Source organism: Vibrio sp. V04_P4A5T148, assembly GCF_963875605.1.
GTDB lineage: Bacteria > Pseudomonadota > Gammaproteobacteria > Enterobacterales > Vibrionaceae > Vibrio > Vibrio anguillarum.
The window spans coordinates 1-16,581 of the sequence record NZ_CAWNMS010000028.1 but is presented as its reverse complement, the minus strand read 5'-3'; the positions used below and the strand labels follow the sequence as shown (position 1 = coordinate 16,581).

The window sequence follows — 16,581 nt, the reverse complement described above, 5'->3', positions numbered from 1 at the left end:
ATGACGAAGTCCCTTTTCCGCCAATCTTTCCTATTTGATAGTTTGGATTTAGACCAAGAAATGGTCACTGGCGAAATCAAAACGGCAGCTGGTATTACGCTTAAAGTGCTCTCGCGTGGAGTGCTCGAAGTGATCCCCGCTCATCTCAACGATGAGAGTAAGCACATCATTATTTCTTGCGGTATTCATGGTGACGAAACTGCGCCAATGGAATTAGTAAATAAGCTGGTGGATGATATTCAGTCAGGTTTTCAAGCGGTCCAACACCGCTGCTTATTTATTGTGGCTCATCCTCAGGCGACGAATCAACATACCCGTTTCGTGCAAGAAAATTTGAACCGTTTATTTGATGATAAAAAGGGTAATACCTCCCTAGAAAGAGAGATTGCACAGCATCTCAAACAGACAGTGAAAGACTTTTTCGAACACACTGCTGAGCAAAACCGGTGGCATCTTGATTTGCACTGTGCGATTCGTCACTCCAAACATTATTCGTTTGCCGTCAGTCCCAAATCTCGTCATCCTGTCCGCAGCCGCGCGCTGATGGCATTGATTGAAAGTGCGCATATCGAAGCGGTGCTGCTTTCAAATTCACCCTCGAGTACCTTCAGTTGGTACAGTGCAGAGAATTTTGCCGCGCAAGCTTTAACGCTTGAGCTGGGGCAAGTCGCACCTCTTGGTCAAAACAACCTAGAGCGATTAGTCGCGTTTGACTTAGCCATGCGCGATTTGGTAGCCAATGCGACACCTGAACACTTGCCAAGAAAGCCAACTATTTATCGTGTCAGCCGTACCATCGTCCGTTTGCATGACGATTTTGATTTCATGTTTGATGATAACGTCGAAAACTTTACTGCGTTTAAACATGGTGAGGTATTTGGTCATGATGGTGAAAAGCCACTCATGGCGAAAAATGAAGATGAAGCGATCGTATTTCCTAACCGAAAAGTGGCATTAGGCCAGCGCGCCGCGTTAATGGTGTGCAAAGTGGCGACACGCTATGAAGACGATCAATTGGTATACGATTAACCGATGGTACTTTTGGCTTGTTAATCTTTTGGCCTGTTAACCTTTTGGCCTGTTGACAAGGTTAACAGGCGATTGCTTTGGTATATCACTTTCTATTTAAATGGCTTAACGGTAAGGTTAGGCCATTATTGTTTCTCTTACTTACATATAAGCGCATGACGTTCAATCAGTTACTCTTAAAAAAACAGCGTCGCTGGCATTACGCCCTCTACGCTATGCTGGCATTGTTGATTACGATGAGTGCGTTTTATTTGATGGTGGGTGAACTCTTTATCAGCCCATTTCACACTTGGTCACCACTGGAATGGCAGTTAGTGACTGAACTTCGTGCTCCTCGTCTGTTCTCTGCCGTCATCATCGGTGCTTCACTAGCCGTATCAGGCGCTGCGCTGCAAGTGTTATTAGGGAATGTTTTGGCTGAGCCTGGCGTGCTTGGTATTTCTGGTGGCGCCAGTGTGGCGATGGTAGTGGTGCTGTTTTTCTTCCCTGCCTTGGCCTCCCCTGAAATTTTCATGCTTTGTGCCGTAGTCGGTGCGATGGTGTTTACTCTTTTACTGGTCAGCATGGCTAAAGCGATGCGTTTAAGCACAACTCGCTTACTGTTGGTCGGTGTGGCGCTGGGTATTTTATCTGGTGCTGTGGTGACATGGGCGTTTTATTTCAGTAATGATCTCAGTTTAAGGCAACTGGTTTACTGGTTGATGGGCAGTATTGGTGGTGCAAGCTGGTATCAACATACGCTTTCATTAGCTGCGCTTCCGGTGATCATCTGGCTTGCTCTGCAAGGAAAAACGTTAGACAAACTGATGTTGGGCGAAACTCATGCAAAGCAGTTAGGTGTGGATGTGCATCGACTACGTTGGAAATTGATTTTTGCCGTGTCGCTGCTGGTAGGAGCTGCGGTGGCATTGGGCGGTGTGATCAGTTTTGTTGGGTTGGTTGTTCCGCATTTATTGCGCTTGGCGTTTGGTTCTGAAAACCGCTACCTTTTACCTATGTCGGCTCTGTTCGGCGCACTTTTACTGGTCTGCGCGGATACCGTTGCCAGAACGGCGCTTAATGCTGCTGAGCTTCCACTTGGTGTCGTCACTACCACCATTGGTGCGCCGATTTTTATTTGGATGTTGTTGAAAAACCATGATTCACGTTAATAGCCTGCAGGTTTCATCACGCTTATTGCCACTCTCTTTTACTTGCCAAGCGGGAGAGGTGCTGCATGTTATTGGGCCTAATGGCAGCGGAAAAAGCACTTTACTGTCGGCGTTAGCTGGCGTGACAGAGAGCCAAGGTGAGGTCTACATTGGTGATCTTCAGCTTTCAAGCGCATCGTTAGAGGCGCTGTCACTGCACCGAGCTTATTTGTCGCAAAACGACAAGCCTGTTTTTAATGTCGATGTTTATCAATATCTTGCTTTAGCGATCCCCAGTTGTGCCGATTTACATTCTCAGGTTGTTAATCAAGCCGTGGTTCATCTCACTCAACGATTGAATATTCAAGACAAATTGCATCGATCCATTCACCAACTGTCAGGCGGCGAATGGCAACGTGTCCGCTTGGCCGGTATTTGCTTGCAAATTTGGCCAACCTTAAACCCTTACGCGCAGTTATTGATATTAGATGAACCTGCGGCGCCTCTTGATATTGCTCAAGAAGGGTTGCTTTATCGTTTGATTGAAGAGGTTGCACAGCAAGGGATAGCGGTAGTGATGGCCAATCACGATCTCAATCGAACATTGCGCCATGCCGATCGCGCTCTGTTACTGCAAGATGGCGTATTGCAAAGTTCCGGCTCGGTTGAACAAGTATTAGAGAGCCAAGCGTTAAGTGCAGCGTTTCAGACTCAGGTGAAGCAGGTTGTTGTTGAAGGAAAGCCTTACCTTATCTTTGATTAAAAGCACAACTGTCGTGCAATAAGCACACTTTTAGCGCATCAATGTGCTGAAGATAGAATGGTAAAAATAATAAGTCTATTAAAAACAAACGGTTAGATTTTATGCAAAAGTTGGCACGCCAATCGCATTAATAGAATCGATACATTCTCGTTCTTGTTAGGCTTTTTATAAGTCTCTTAACCACCTTGCTCCCACAAGGTGGTTTTTTTTATCTGAGTCTTTGCAAGGTTATTGCGTCAATGAAGCAAGGTCAGCAGGACGGTAATAGACTGATTTGAGCACTTTACCTTGGCGAATCGTTTTGCCTTCAGAGACAAAATCTTGTGCGCATTTAGCAATAATGTAGTCGCCTTTTTGTACGGCCATCAGCTCAATACCTTGCTCAGCATAGTAGGCTTGGGTATCGGCATACTCTTTTTCATTGCGACATACTTTACTCATGTTCGAGCTGTGTACTTCATCCCAGCATGGAATAAATTCGATGCCACGATTTACGGCAACATTGAGCAGAAGATCAATCAAATAGCTGATCGCTAAGTTGTCACTCACTTGGCTATGTCCAAGGTGGACTAAACGACCCATCAAAACATACACAGTATCGATGATCGCATCCGCTTGTTCTGTTTTATTGTCAGCTTCAGCAAGTTCAGTCAACTCTTCAATCGCGAGCGAAGTATGCAACGTGTCAGCTTTATCGTTTAAGCTGCTGGCATCAGCAACGGGGAGATCAAAGGTGCTACGAAACTCGGTAATATCGCGGTAAAGATGATCGTAAATCTCTTGAGTAAGCTTGGATAAATGCATTATCTCGGTCCATTGGTTTGGTTAACAGGGATTGTGACGCGTAGTAACAAATTGATAGTAATAAACTGATAGTAAGAAAATGGATAGTAACAAACTGATGGCAAAGCTGCGACCCATGCCATCAGTTTGGTTAAAGAACAGGGTTACTTATTGAGAAACAAATAAGGAAACAGTTGGCGGCGTTCTTGGTCACTTAGAGCACTAACACGAGCGATATTGGTATCGGGAATCGCTTCTGGGTTAGGGTAGTGTTTGAGTACTTTTTCCATGCTCTCTTCGCGAATAAGATGGAAAATCGGGTACGGCGAACGGTTAGTTAGGTTTTCGTCATCTTCGGGGCGTGTGCCGCCAAAACAGTAGTGAGGGTGAAAGGTAGCGACTTGGAAGATGCCTTGCCAATCTTGTTGCGTAATTAATGCTTCGACCCAATCGATAAAAAAGTTGTACTCAAAAAAATCTTCGAGCATGTTTGGCACTACCACTAAGGTAGTCTCAAGAGACTGTGCCGAGCTGCCTTCTAACTCTAGCAATTGTTGCAAAATGTCTTGCAGCAACTGTTCTTCAGTATCGGCTTCACTGACGAAAATTTTGATCTGCTGGTTACGTTGTGGTTTTGCGGCGAAAGGGCAGAGATTTAAGCCAATCACCACATCGTTAAGCCACTGTTCGACTTCAGTTGTGATGGCGGTTTTATTTATCGTTACGCTCATAGTGCTTATTAAAACAGTCAATTTGGCGCAAGCATAACATGAGTCTTTTGATAAAGTGAGTGGATAACACTACTTGATCAATTCATGCAGCGGTTTGCGGTGCGCAAGGGCGCGGTCATCATGGTGCAATTTCCAACAGAGAAAAAACATCGTCACATACAACACCATTCCACCCGAAACCACCACCGCCCAACCGCCATTTTGCCAGCAATAGAGTAGGAAAAACCCGCCGAGGCTGCCACCCACATAGTAATGAACCAAATACAGAGCGGTCGCGGTTGCTTTTGCGCTGCTGGCCTTTTGGCTCACCCATGAATAGGCGAGCGTATGAGTAAAAAACGCGCCGAAACTGATCAACATTAAACCGATCAGCATAAACGGGATTGATTCAACCAAGGCTAGCCACATCCCCGATAAACTGAGCAAGGCTCCCAACATCATGCCCGAAATGGCATTGTAGCGTTTTGTCCAGTTAGCGGTCAGTTTCGAGCTGAGTGTTCCCGCCAAATAACATAGGAAGATCAATGATGCTAAGCCAATCGGTAGCGAGTAGGGTTCGGCGACAAGCCGAAAGCCCATCACTGAGTAGAGATTAACAAACAGCGCGAAGTTAGTGCCACCAATCAGCATCGCTAGCCACAGTGTGCGGTTAGAAAGATGTTTTACTAGCGCACGGTTGTGGTGAAAGAACAAGCCTCGTTGCGGCGTGAAATTGCGTTGAATGGGCAGTAACCACAGCACAATGATGGCGCATACGAAAGTGAGTATGGCAATCACAATCACGGCTTGTTGCCAGCCAAAGGCATCGGTCAATATACCGCCTAAAATTCGGCCGCTAATACCACCTAATGAATTCGCAGCAATATAACCGCCAATCGCTTGGCTAAATGCTTGAGGCGAAAGCTCCTCAGCCATGTAAGCCACGGCAACCGAAGCAAAGGCGGCCAATGCGACGCCCATCAGTGCACGTGTTAAAACCAGCACCCATAGCTGTTGGCTGATCAACATTAAGCTGCCGATTAATGGCATCATGAATAGCCCTAATAACATCACTTTGCGGCGGCCAAAGGATTCAGAGCTGATTGCCCAAGGGACTAAACTGACGGAGAGTGCGAGGGTTGATGCGGCAAATAACCAGTTAATTTGGGTTTCTGAAACCGCAAAATGCGTAGCAAGGTAGGGCAACATTGGCTGAAAAAGATAGAGATTACAAAAGACTAAGAACGAGCCGAGCGCAAGTCCCCAAGTGACTTTTCGGTATTCTTTACTGCCAATTTCGATCATGATTACGCTTCACTTACGTTATGTATCTGTGATCACAGTAGCAGTGGCTTGGTGATTAATAAAATATATTAAAAATATCGTCGTGATATATAAAATATATCCAAACCTCGTTGGACGAATATCGCTTCGTTTGATTCTGTGGAACCATAAAGCTATGGATACTCGCCATCTAAAACATTTTTCGGCTGTGGTTCAGTGCGGCAGCTTTACTTTAGCAGCCCAGCAACTGCACATTGCGCAGCCAGCGCTTAGTATTTCGATTAAAAAATTTGAGCAGCAATTAGGGGTTGTTTTGCTAAAAAGAGATGAGCGAAAAGTGACGCTGACCCATGAAGGGCAAGTGTTATATGAACACGCCACTCGTATTTTGCAGCAACTTGAAGATGCACAATTGGCGATGGATGAGCTTAAAGGGCTCGTCAAAGGCGAAGTGAGGCTCGGCGCGCCGAGCATGATGGGATCCTATTTCTTTCCAGAAATTGTAATGGCTTTTAAAAGTCACTTTCCCTTGCTAAAAATGACGGTGATAGAAGCGGGAACTCAGTCGATTAGAAAAATGTTGCTCAGTGGTGAGCTAGATATTGGCGTGATCCTCAATCATGATCTTCCTCCAGATTTAGAGGTTGATCCCCTCTTATCATCGCAAATGGTGGCGGTAGTGGGGAAAGAACATGAGTTAGCACAACGAGAATCGATAGATTTTAAGACCTTTTTTGAGCATGAATTGGTAATGTTTAAGCCCGGTTATTTCCACCGCGACTTCATTGATAAAGTGTGTAAAGAGCATAAGCTCAGCGCACATTTCTCTTTTGAAACCAATCTGTTGCCAATGATTTTAAGTATTGTCAAACATGAGTACGCAGTGACTGCGTTATTAGAGCTTGTAACGGAGCATGAACCGGATGTACGAGCGATCCCTTTTGAACCGCCAGTCTGGTTAGATTTAGCCCTCGCATGGCGCAAAGAGGGCTATTTGTCTAATGCCGACCGTACTTTTATTGAATTTGTGAAACAGTACGTGTGAAAGGGGCGATGTGTATCGTTCGATTAACTTTGATAGATTTTTTCAAAGTTGTTTGGGTTCCAGCCAATCATAATTCGATCACCAATTTTTAAAGCCGGTACACTGCGCGCGCCGATCGCATCCAGTTCCTTCCGGCCGCGTTGCATTTTTGCGTTACATAAGCGGTAGGGGATCTGTTTGGCGTCAAGATAGCGCTGAGCATCTTTACAGTGCGGGCATTTATCTTTGACGTAGAGCACAATACGTTTCATCCAATTCACTCATTAACCGAACATAAAGGGCGGCAAGTTTACCCACCGAGGCGCTGAGTTTCAACTCTCTCGGATACGAAGCCTTGCTCCTTGTGATTGGAAAGATGAAACGCAGGCTTGATTCAGTTACACTTAGCGCCTTTTTTATGAGTCAGTTGCTGGGCTATGCATCCATCTTTTCGTTACATACAAAACTATCCGCCTCATCTCGTGTCACAAGTTGAACAGTTGATCACGGCCGGTAAATTCGTTAGTTGGTTTGAGCAACGCTACCCACAGCGCCATTCGATTCAAAGTGAAAAAGCGTTGTTTAACTACGCGATTGATCTCAAAAATCAATACATGAAGAAAACGGCGCCGATCAGTAAAGTGGTGTACGACAATAAAATCCACATTATCAATAACGCACTAGGGTTGCACAGTTATGTTGCCAAAGTGCATGGTGGGAAAATCAAATCTAAAAATGAGATCCGCATAGCGAGCATGTTTAAAGAAGCACCGGAGCCGCTGCTGCGCATGCTAGTGGTACATGAGCTGGCTCACATCAAAGAGAAAGAACACAACAAGGCTTTCTATCAACTGTGTTGCCATATGGAACCGAATTATCATCAGCTCGAGTTTGATGCACGATTGTTTATGATGTATCTCGATTTAAAAGAGGAGCAGTAATGTCAGCCAAAGCGAAGCCGCAGAAAAGCCAACCAGAAGCGAGCCATAAAAAACCTGCGTTAAAAGCAAAGCAGGGGTTACATCCTCGTAATCAGCATCAAGGACAATACGATTTCCCCGCGCTGATTAATACACTGCCTGCTTTGAATCCCTTTGTTATTCGCAACCCGAGTGGTGAACCGAGCATCAATTTCTCCGATGCGATGGCGGTGAAAATGCTCAACAAAGCGTTATTGGCACATCATTATCATGTGACACATTGGGATATTCCCGCTGGGTATTTGTGCCCGCCGATCCCCGGTCGAGCTGATTATATTCATCGCGTGGCCGATCTGCTGCTAGATGAGTGCTCAGCAATCAAGCATGAAAAGGTTCAAGCACTTGATATTGGGGTCGGAGCGAACTGTATTTATCCGATCGTGGGTGTGGCAGAGTACGGCTGGCGCTATGTTGGTAGCGATATTGATCCTATCTCTATTAAATCCGCCAATCTGGTGGTTAATAGCAACGCTTCACTCAATGGGCGTATTGAATGCCGTTTGCAGAGTGATGCAAAACACATTTTTAAGCAGATTATTCAACAAAATGAGCGTTACGATCTCACAACGTGCAACCCGCCTTTCCACGCGTCACAAGTAGAGGCGCAGCAAGGCAGCGAACGTAAGTTGAAAAATTTACAGCGTAATCGAGTCAAAAAAGGTCAAGAAATTGCGGGGCAAGACGCTAACAGAAGTAAGGCGGTCACGCTCAACTTTGGTGGACAAAAAGCTGAGTTATTGTGCCCCGGTGGTGAAGCTGCTTTTATTAAAAACATGGCCTTTGAAAGTCAACACTACGCTCAGCAAGTGCTGTGGTTCACCACATTGATCTCTAAAAAAGAGAATGTACGTTGGATGCAAAAACAGTTAGATAAAGTGGGTGCTGCAGTGGTGAAGGTTGTTGAAATGCAACAAGGGCAAAAAGTGAGTCGATTCATCGCATGGAGTTTCCAAAATGACAGTCAACGCAAACAATGGTTAGCGGCAAAGTGCTAGGCTGACTGCGTTGATTGACTATATTGGTCAGTGAGTTGAGATAGCAATAGAAGGAGTAAGGTATGGACTTTGACCTTTATTTACCTTGCCAACCCGGATGGATCTGCCAGCCCTTCGCTTATCTGTTTGCCTTGCTTGCGATGATTGGGCTTGGGTTTTTTATTCGTATTATCTATCGCGAATATCAAAAAATTCAGCGCGCTCAGAAAGTCAGACGTCTTCGCCGTATCCACTATCGTGACCGTAATGGTGGCAAAGACGGTAGACCTACCAATATCAAATAACCCTTGCCCTAGTAATACGATGTTAGGAAAAGGTATCGAGCGCCGCTTGATATTTTTTCTCTAACGCTTTATTTCCTGCCTTTTTCTCTAACTCTACCAATAATTGAAGCGATGTTTTTTGGTTACCGTAGCGCTGATTAAATTGCATCAAGCGGATGCGAGCTTGCGTGTATTGTTGAGCGTCAATTTCCAATTTAGCTAATTGCAGCAATGAACGAGCTCGATTAGGGTCATGGTCTAATGTTTTTGCAAAATAGTAGCGCGCTTGTTCTTTATCGCCAGATTTTAACGCGCAAAAGGCTGCGTTCTCATAGCTTGCTGGGACAAGGTAATAATAGGGTTGAGCAATGGCGCGGTTAAAATATTCATCGGCTTTTTGATATTCGCCCTGCTTGCACAAAAATGTGCCGTAGTTATTGAGAATATTGCCATTTTTGGGATGGGCGCGAAGCGCGGTTTGATAGGTTTTACGTGCGGCCTCTGTTTCACCGACAGTTTCGTAGTAGTGAGCCATCGCAAGTTGCGATCGATAGTAAGTTGGCGCATGTTGTGTGGCTTTTTCTAGGTTCTCACGTGCTTTGCTCATGTTGCCATTTTCTAAATAGCCTAGGCCGAGCGCAATGCGAGATTCAGCCATTTCAACTGGATCCGCTTTTACTTCAGGCTCACCCTTTTCGTTCACGGTGACACAGGCCGATAACGTGAACATTATCAATATCATCAGTACTTTTTTCATTATCTGCAGCTCCTAAATCGCCTAGACGCATGATAAGGAAATCAGAAGATCGAGGGGGAAAGAGCAGAGAAGAATGCGAGTCAGTATGCACTATGTTTGATGAAAACCTGAACACCTCATTACTGAGATGATCAGGCATGAAACACTAATCGTCTTTGGTAAATTTATCTTCGCTAAAGTGTTCAAGGTCGTAAGGTGTTTGTTGGTAAACACAGTAGTTTAACCAGTTTGCAAACAGCAAGTGACCGTGGCTTCGCCAACTGGCGACTGGTTTATTATCTGGATTATCATTGGGGTAGTAGTTGACTGGGATTGCGGGTTCCATCCCTTCACCCAAGTCTCGAATATATTCACCATGCAGTGTATGTGCGTCGTACTCAGGGTGACCTGTGACAAACACGTTACGTTTGTCTTTGGTTGAGGCTAAGTACACACCCGCCACATCAGAGGTGGCGAGAATATCTAAATTCGTATGTTCGGCTAAGTATTCTGGTGAGAAATCAGCATAACGAGAATGGGGCGCTAAAAAGGTGTCGTCAAAGCCGCGTAATATCGGATGAAAGGGATGGTGGATTTCATGATGATAAACGCCCGATAATTTTTCTTTGCGAGTTCGTTTGGGCAGATTGTAGAGCAGTTTTAGCCCCGCTTGCGCTGCCCAGCAAACGTAGAGTGTGGAAGTGACGTGATTTTTAGCCCATTCCATCACGCTTTTTAAGTGTTCCCAATAAATCACATCTTCAAATTGGACCAACCCCAAAGGCGCTCCGGTGATGATGAGCCCGTCGAAGTTGCGATTTTTTACCATCTCAAATTGACGGTAAAAGTTCTCCAAATGCTCAGTGGGGGTATTTTTACTTGGGCGCTCATCAATTCTCAGTAATTCAATATCCACTTGCAGCGGAGTATTGGATAACAGGCGCAAAAATTGAGTCTCGGTTTCGATTTTCTTCGGCATTAAATTCAAAATCAAAACTTTCAGTGGACGGATGCCCTGTGTGGCGGCACGTGTTTCTGACATCACGAAAATGTTCTCATGACGCAGTACATCACCGGCAGGCAGTTGGTCGGGGATCTTAATCGGCACAGCTTTCTCCCTAAGCTATTTTTGGACGTCTATACTGCCGAACTTAACTCAATCAAAACCAGATGTCGATAGCAAAATGAATCTTGCTGTGAAATTGGTTACTATTGGATATCCGTTTACTTACCTGTTGGATACACATGGCGCTAACCTTAACTTTGATCAGGGGATTACCCGGCTCAGGCAAAAGCACCTTAGCAAGGACGCTACATGCAAAGCATTTTGAAGCGGATATGTATTTTATCAATGAGAAAGGCAACTATTGTTATCAGCCAGATAAAATCGAGCAAGCTCATCGGTGGTGTCAACAGCAAGTGGAGCGCTGTTTAGCGCAAGGTGAGGACGTTGTTGTGGCGAATACTTTTGTTCGACAGTGGGAGATGCGAGCTTACCAGCAGTTGGCTAAACGTTACCATGCAACCTTAGTGATTAATGTTTGCCGTGCGCAATACCAGAATGTTCATGGCATCGATGATGCCACTGTTGAGCGTATGCGTCAGCAGTGGCAGGAATGATTAATTAACGCTTCCGCTGGAGTTGGTAAAAAGCAAGGGCTCCCCAACCAAACACTTGCACCCACAAGATCCCCCACTGAGTGCTGATTTGATCCCATGATGCGCCCATTTGGTTCAAACTGAGAAAACTCTGGATGGCAGGCGTACTTGGAAAGAGGTTGGATATCCAAATGATAGGTCGTGGAATTGCTTCTAACGGCCAAATAAAACCAGCTGAAAAAATCAGTGGCATTGAGCTGATTAATACCACTAACGTCACCAATTCTCGCCGCGGTGTAACTGAACCAAGCCAAATGCCGCATAGGCAAGAGGCCAGTAAGAAAGGCAGTAGAAGTAGCAATAAATGCCCCGCACTGGCGAGGGTGTTGACACCATGTGAGGTAAAACTGGCACCAAAGTAGTAAATGCTGAGTAGATAATAAACAGCAACAAGGACAATGCTGCGTACCAATATTAATCGTAGCGGTGTGGTATGGCTCCAGTAGCCATTTCCGTGCTTTTGTGTTCCGCCCATTAATCCTGCCGCCATGATCATGGTTTGTTGTAAGATCAAAACAAACACCGCTGGGACAACGTAATCAACATAACCCATGCGTGGGTTAAAGGTCGGTTTTAAGTTGATGCTTGTGGCGGAATAGTGCTGAGCGGCCAGAGAAAGCGGTTCTCCTTCCATCACTAAACGTGACACTTTACTTTTCGCGGCTAAGGTTCCACCAGCTTGCGATAAGCCCTCAACGATGGTGCCGTACACTAGAAAGTAAGAGGCATCGCCAGCGTAGGCCAGTGTTGGACTTTTTCCAAGTAGTAGGTCTTTATAAAAATGTTCAGGAATCACTAAAATACCGCTAACTTTGCGGTTAAGAAACGCCTGCTTGGCATCTTCAATGGTGCTGTCTCGTTGAATCACTTTGACTTGTGGTGTTGCGTCAACCATGCGTTCTAGTTGGTAACTGGCTTGGCTTTTATCGAGATTGACAATCGAGAGTGTCTGCTCGCGTGGAGTTTGCTGCGTATAAGGCAAAGGGTATAAAAAGGAGTAAAAAACCACGCCACCAAAGACAGTCAACAGCACTACAGGGTTAGTGAATAGCGCTTTTAGCTCTGCTTTAAGTAGAGCAATGAATCGCGTAGTTTCAGTCATGGTTGATTCGCTCGGCTTGCTTGTGTTTACGGATAAGAATCAAAGTGAGCAGCAGCGGCAATGCATAGCCCAGCATTGGCACTAAATACTTCAGTGATGACAACAGCTCAGCGTTATAACTCACTTGGCTTACTTGCACTTCAATGTAGTGACTCACTGGTAGCAGGCTTCGCCACCACTGCGCTAGAGTATTCATATCCGTCACTGGGAACGTAATGCCCATAAACGCAAAACTTGGTGCGGTAAAAGCGCCAGCAAAACTCATCGCTCTGGCCGGATCGAGTGTTAGAAAGAAAAAGAGTGCGCCCATGATCATACAGGCGAGCGTCATTGCAAGTTGTGCGATAATCAATAGAGCAAAACTGCCGTGCATTGGCCACATTAATACTTGATAAAACCAGATTAAAAAACCAATCCCTTGCAGCATAAAAATCGGCAGATAACGCATCAATGTTAGCGTTAAAATTCGTAATGGCTTTTCTCCAAGCCACGTTTGCAAACCAAAGTGACGATGGTTTGCAGCCAAAATCATAATGGTACTGACCACGACAACGATTTGCCAAAGAGCGGGTACAACCGCCGAGACTAAAAATTGCGCATAGTTTGTATTGAGATTAAACAGGGGCGTAATCTGTGTCCTGATTGGTACGGCTCGCCCCATCGCACTCAATGTGGTTTGTTGGCTAGTCGCTAGGTTTTTTACGACATCCACTTGGGCATTGAACGTACTTTGTGCTTGAACAATAGCAGAGTTGATCAATCGTCCAACCAAAATGTATTGGCTATTGAAGAAGGTCGATACTTGTGGCTGCTCACCACGAAATATTGATTTATCAAATTGATACGGAATGACAACGTACGCATAAATGTCACTTTCAATTAACGCAGTTTTGGCTTGATTGACATCTTGGAACTGGTGCGTGACTGCCATAGTCGAGGTTGCATCGAAATCTCTTATCAATTGACGTGACAATTGGCTGTGAGACAAATCGACCACGCCAATCGGCAGATCGCGCACTATCCCTTGTGAGAAAATCCACCAAATACTGAATGCCAATACTATTGGTATCCAGCTTAGGCTAGACAATAGCCAAGGGTCATGGCGCAGCAGAGGCCATTGAGGGCGAACCTGAATCGACATAAGGCTTATAGCTCAACCACTAAACTCATTCCCATACGCAAACCTTCGACAGGTGTGGTAGGGCGAGCTTCGATTTCAAAGGTACGTAAATCAAACCCTTGTGAGGCGTCTGTTGATCGCCATGTGGCGAAATCACCCATCACTGCAATGTGGGAAACGATAAATTCTACTTTGGCTTCTAAAGCAGGTAAGTAAGCCGTAAATGTTGTGCCTTTCGTAAAATGCTTGAGTTGATCTTCGCGTACGTTGAGCACCGCCCATGAGTCTTGGGTATCCACGACAGTCACGACAGGGAAGCCCTGTGGAGCCAGTTCGCCACTTTGTAGCAGTACTTGGGACACTTCACCGTCAAACCAACTCTCAATTTTAGTGTCCGCGGCATAAGCTTCAACTTCCGCTACGGCACCAGCAGCCATACGTTCTTTTTCCGCGGCAGCGAGTTTAGTTTCAGAGCGTGCGCCTTCTTTGGTCATTTGATACATCTGAAAAGCGGCGCTTTCAGTATATTTAGCGGCCTGCCATTGGGTATTCGCTTCATCACGCTTTTGTTCAGCGACGACACCATCACGGTAAAGATTATTGACACGCAAATAGGTTTTTTCCATTAAATCCGCTGCGGCTTTAGCTTTAAGCCATTGATCTTTTGCCGCTTGGATCTGCTGATCGCGTGCGCCTGTTTCTGCTTCTTTAGCCAGTGCTCCCGCCGCTTTTTGACCCGCAATCGCTTGATCTAATTTAGCTTCAATTTCAGGGCTGTGCAGCGTGAAAATGAGCTGGCCACGTTCAACGCTATCGCCTTTGCGCACCAGTACCTGATCAATACGGCCGGGAACTTTTGAGGAAATACTGTATTGTTGAGATTCAATTTGACCTTGTAAGCGGACAGGTTTAGGTTGAGATGCTTGGTAAAAGCGATAGCCTACCCAAGAGATCGCAACCACAGCAGCAAGAGCAATCAGTGTTGGTTTTACGGCTTTCATAAGGCATCCTTTTGAGCAGGTGATTCGTGAGTCATTGATGAGTGCAACAAAATCGCTGATTGTGTGTAGATAGGGAAAGTATTCATTTCACTGGTCAATGCCAGTAACTTATTTAAAGAAAGTAAGTAGTTGAAGCTGGCTAATGACTGTTGCGTTTTTATACTCGCAAGGTAGAGCTCTGCATCCACTACATCTAAAGACGTTGCTAAACCCTGACTGAATGCCTTTTGGCGTAGGTTCAGGTTTTCATTAGCCAGTGTGAGACTTGAGTTTAGTCCCATCACTTCTTCCAATGCTTGTTCGGCTTCCAAATAGGTTTTTTCCACCAACACGCTCAAGTCTTGCTTAGCTTGCGCCTTTAAGTAACGTACTTGTGAGACCGCGCTGTGCGCTGCTTTGACTTGATCGCTGCGACCCGATGTTTCAATTAACGGAATGTTGACCCCAATACCCACTAACCAATCCGGTTTCATTTGGCTGGCCAGCGAATCGTCTTCATGTAGGCTGTAATCACCGTAAAGGTAGACTTCTGGATAGTATTTGCCTTGTTCAGCTTTGATCAAGCTGCTTGCTTGCTTTTCTTTTGCTTCAAGTAGTGCCAAGCCCGGATAGGTATTGAGCGTTTGCTCCACAAAAACAGAGAGCGGCGGTAAGCGGTCATTGACAAACAGTGAACCACTTGGCTCGACTTTTTCTGTTTGACCTAGAATTTGGGTTAGTGCGCTTTGGGCAATATCTAAGGTTTTTTGTGCTTTTTTGCGTTCAACCGTTGCTTTATCTAATGAGGCTTCAGCTTGTAGCCGTTCCACATGGGCAATTTGTCCTTGTTGCTCTAACTTTAGTGCATTATCACGGTGCTTGGTTAACCCTTGCTCAACGGCTTGGCGAGTCACTAAAACCTCTTTTGCCAAAAGAACACTAAAGTAATATTTGCTCAAGTCTTCATAGCGCGCTTGTGTTTCCATTGCGAGCTGGCTTTGCGCTTCTTCTTTCTTACCTTCCGCAGCAGCTTGTGCGGCGCTGATCCGTCCGCCCGTAAAAATGGGCCAAATAGCGCGAATCGAAGAGCTGAAAATATCTCGTTCGGTGATGGTTGATGTGATGGAGCCAGCACTGGCCAGTATCGGTCCTAAATCTGGCCCCAAAGATGATGGGACAGATTGCCCAGTGCTATCGAATATCTGCTTTCCTGACAAAGTAACATCTTGGTCTAAACGCGTGTAGTTTGCACCAATAGAAACAGCAGGCAAATTAAGACTGTCTGTGGAATTTTCAATATGCTGATAACGTTCGACATTTGCTCGCCCAGCGGCAAGTGAATTATTGCTCTGTTGCAAAAGATCCCATGCTTGTTGAAAGGAAATCGGCGCGGCGAAAGAAGGGGCTGCACCAAGCAGAGTAAAGACGAATAGGCTGAGTGTTTTCGCTTTCATGCTAAGCTCGAGTAATAATAATTAGAGTTAATGCTCTAGTTTTTTGCTGCGGAAGTCAACAGTGTGATGAGTTGAAATGTCGAAACAACAGCAAGTGATATGCGCTAGCATGAAGCGCATATCACCAAAATTCAATATTTAAATTTAATACTTATGGTAAGAAGGGCAGAGATAATCGGCCCGCCAAACCAATTTTTTGCTACCTCTCACGTTTGTACTGCCTTGCATCGTGGTCAGTACGTCCTTACCCGACATCTGCGGGAAAGCGAGCAGCACTCTCAGGTCATCATTTGACTCAGTCGCTATTTCTTCATAAGCCCGAACATGAGTAAAGGTTGACTGTAAATGGTTAAACAGCATATCTCGGGAAAGGCAAATTCCAAAGGCATCGCGTTTCATTGTAAGTGTCCTTCTGACAATGTTATGAATGGAATCGATAGCAATTGGTATGGTTATTATAGGGCTATCTTTTTGTGAGGTTTCCTCATCATCTTCTTCACTGCACAATTAGTATACAAATGCTTTGGCATTATAAGATAAAATTTTTCTAAAATAGGTGTGATATAGAT

19 protein-coding genes are annotated in these 16,581 nt (G+C 45.2%); 8 read left to right on the top strand and 11 right to left on the bottom strand.

The annotated features are described in order from the left end of the window. From AACT18_RS05335 to btuD, 3 genes are all read left to right on the top strand, one after another. Entirely contained in the window at positions 1 to 1,029 is a 1,029-nt protein-coding gene (locus tag AACT18_RS05335) for a succinylglutamate desuccinylase (protein WP_047691738.1), read from the top strand. 155 nt (positions 1,030 to 1,184) lie between these two features. Beyond that, a complete protein-coding gene (gene btuC, locus AACT18_RS05330) occupies positions 1,185 to 2,180 on the top strand; it encodes a vitamin B12 ABC transporter permease BtuC (protein ID WP_161439642.1) in 996 nt (331 codons plus the stop codon). Then, positions 2,167 to 2,922, top strand: coding sequence for a vitamin B12 ABC transporter ATP-binding protein BtuD (gene btuD / locus AACT18_RS05325; RefSeq protein WP_010318604.1), 756 nt, complete (start codon positions 2,167 to 2,169; stop codon positions 2,920 to 2,922). The genes btuC and btuD overlap by 14 nt, the downstream gene beginning before the upstream one ends. A 228-nt stretch (positions 2,923 to 3,150) precedes the next feature. On the opposite strand, the gene AACT18_RS05320 is transcribed toward btuD, so the two are convergent. From AACT18_RS05320 to AACT18_RS05310, 3 genes are all read right to left on the bottom strand, one after another. Next, positions 3,151 to 3,726 carry a nucleoside triphosphate pyrophosphohydrolase family protein gene (locus tag AACT18_RS05320; RefSeq protein WP_010318603.1) on the bottom strand — a complete coding sequence of 192 codons (576 nt, stop codon included), beginning with the start codon at positions 3,724 to 3,726 and terminating at the stop codon, positions 3,151 to 3,153. A gap of 143 nt (positions 3,727 to 3,869) precedes the next feature. Then, positions 3,870 to 4,436, bottom strand: a complete 567-nt coding sequence (locus tag AACT18_RS05315) for a DUF1415 domain-containing protein (RefSeq protein WP_026027360.1) — start codon at positions 4,434 to 4,436, stop codon at positions 3,870 to 3,872. A 69-nt stretch (positions 4,437 to 4,505) separates the two neighbouring features. Further along, on the bottom strand, positions 4,506 to 5,720 hold the full coding sequence (locus tag AACT18_RS05310; RefSeq protein WP_094124614.1) for an MFS transporter: 1,215 nt from the start codon (positions 5,718 to 5,720) through the stop codon (positions 4,506 to 4,508). A 154-nt stretch (positions 5,721 to 5,874) separates the two neighbouring features. On the opposite strand from AACT18_RS05310, the gene AACT18_RS05305 reads away from it, so the two are divergent. Next, entirely contained in the window at positions 5,875 to 6,744 is an 870-nt protein-coding gene (locus AACT18_RS05305; protein WP_026027359.1) for a LysR family transcriptional regulator, read from the top strand. Between the two features lie 23 nt (positions 6,745 to 6,767). Here the strand turns inward: AACT18_RS05305 and AACT18_RS05300 are convergent, their stop codons facing one another. Then, entirely contained in the window at positions 6,768 to 6,995 is a 228-nt protein-coding gene (locus AACT18_RS05300; protein ID WP_010318599.1) for a glutaredoxin family protein, read from the bottom strand. Between the two features lie 165 nt (positions 6,996 to 7,160). Here AACT18_RS05300 and AACT18_RS05295 point away from each other — a divergent pair, with 165 nt between their 5' ends. The 3 genes from AACT18_RS05295 to AACT18_RS05285 all read left to right on the top strand — a co-directional run bounded on the left by AACT18_RS05295 (position 7,161) and on the right by AACT18_RS05285 (position 8,982). Continuing rightward, positions 7,161 to 7,664, top strand: coding sequence for a M48 metallopeptidase family protein (locus AACT18_RS05295; protein ID WP_010318598.1), 504 nt, complete (start codon positions 7,161 to 7,163; stop codon positions 7,662 to 7,664). Continuing rightward, entirely contained in the window at positions 7,664 to 8,698 is a 1,035-nt protein-coding gene (rlmF, locus tag AACT18_RS05290; protein ID WP_094124615.1) for a 23S rRNA (adenine(1618)-N(6))-methyltransferase RlmF, read from the top strand. Before AACT18_RS05295 ends, rlmF begins: the two co-directional genes overlap by 1 nt. Before the next feature lie 62 nt (positions 8,699 to 8,760). Then, on the top strand, positions 8,761 to 8,982 hold the full coding sequence (locus AACT18_RS05285) for a hypothetical protein (protein ID WP_017048653.1): 222 nt from the start codon (positions 8,761 to 8,763) through the stop codon (positions 8,980 to 8,982). 22 nt (positions 8,983 to 9,004) lie between these two features. On the opposite strand, the gene pilW is transcribed toward AACT18_RS05285, so the two are convergent. After that, on the bottom strand, positions 9,005 to 9,718 hold the full coding sequence (gene pilW / locus AACT18_RS05280) for a type IV pilus biogenesis/stability protein PilW (protein ID WP_094123773.1): 714 nt from the start codon (positions 9,716 to 9,718) through the stop codon (positions 9,005 to 9,007). A gap of 145 nt (positions 9,719 to 9,863) precedes the next feature. Continuing rightward, entirely contained in the window at positions 9,864 to 10,805 is a 942-nt protein-coding gene (gene metA / locus AACT18_RS05275; protein WP_013856656.1) for a homoserine O-acetyltransferase MetA, read from the bottom strand. 137 nt (positions 10,806 to 10,942) lie between these two features. Here metA and AACT18_RS05270 point away from each other — a divergent pair, with 137 nt between their 5' ends. Further along, positions 10,943 to 11,317, top strand: a complete 375-nt coding sequence (locus tag AACT18_RS05270) for an ATP-binding protein (RefSeq protein ID WP_029189800.1) — start codon at positions 10,943 to 10,945, stop codon at positions 11,315 to 11,317. Between the two features lie 4 nt (positions 11,318 to 11,321). Here the strand turns inward: AACT18_RS05270 and AACT18_RS05265 are convergent, their stop codons facing one another. The 5 genes from AACT18_RS05265 to AACT18_RS05245 form a co-directional block, all read right to left on the bottom strand. After that, positions 11,322 to 12,458: an ABC transporter permease gene (locus AACT18_RS05265; protein ID WP_094124616.1), complete on the bottom strand. Its 1,137-nt coding sequence runs from the start codon at positions 12,456 to 12,458 to the stop codon at positions 11,322 to 11,324. Next, the gene (locus AACT18_RS05260; RefSeq protein WP_094124617.1) at positions 12,451 to 13,599 is read right to left on the bottom strand and encodes an ABC transporter permease; all 1,149 of its coding nucleotides are present in this window, start codon (positions 13,597 to 13,599) and stop codon (positions 12,451 to 12,453) included. Before AACT18_RS05260 ends, AACT18_RS05265 begins: the two co-directional genes overlap by 8 nt. A gap of 5 nt (positions 13,600 to 13,604) precedes the next feature. Beyond that, positions 13,605 to 14,579, bottom strand: a complete 975-nt coding sequence (locus AACT18_RS05255) for an HlyD family secretion protein (protein ID WP_017042989.1) — start codon at positions 14,577 to 14,579, stop codon at positions 13,605 to 13,607. Beyond that, positions 14,576 to 16,012: a TolC family protein gene (locus AACT18_RS05250; protein WP_094124618.1), complete on the bottom strand. Its 1,437-nt coding sequence runs from the start codon at positions 16,010 to 16,012 to the stop codon at positions 14,576 to 14,578. The genes AACT18_RS05255 and AACT18_RS05250 overlap by 4 nt, the downstream gene beginning before the upstream one ends. A gap of 144 nt (positions 16,013 to 16,156) precedes the next feature. Continuing rightward, positions 16,157 to 16,411, bottom strand: a complete 255-nt coding sequence (locus AACT18_RS05245; RefSeq protein WP_013856662.1) for a hypothetical protein — start codon at positions 16,409 to 16,411, stop codon at positions 16,157 to 16,159. Positions 16,412 to 16,581: the final 170 nt, after the last annotated feature.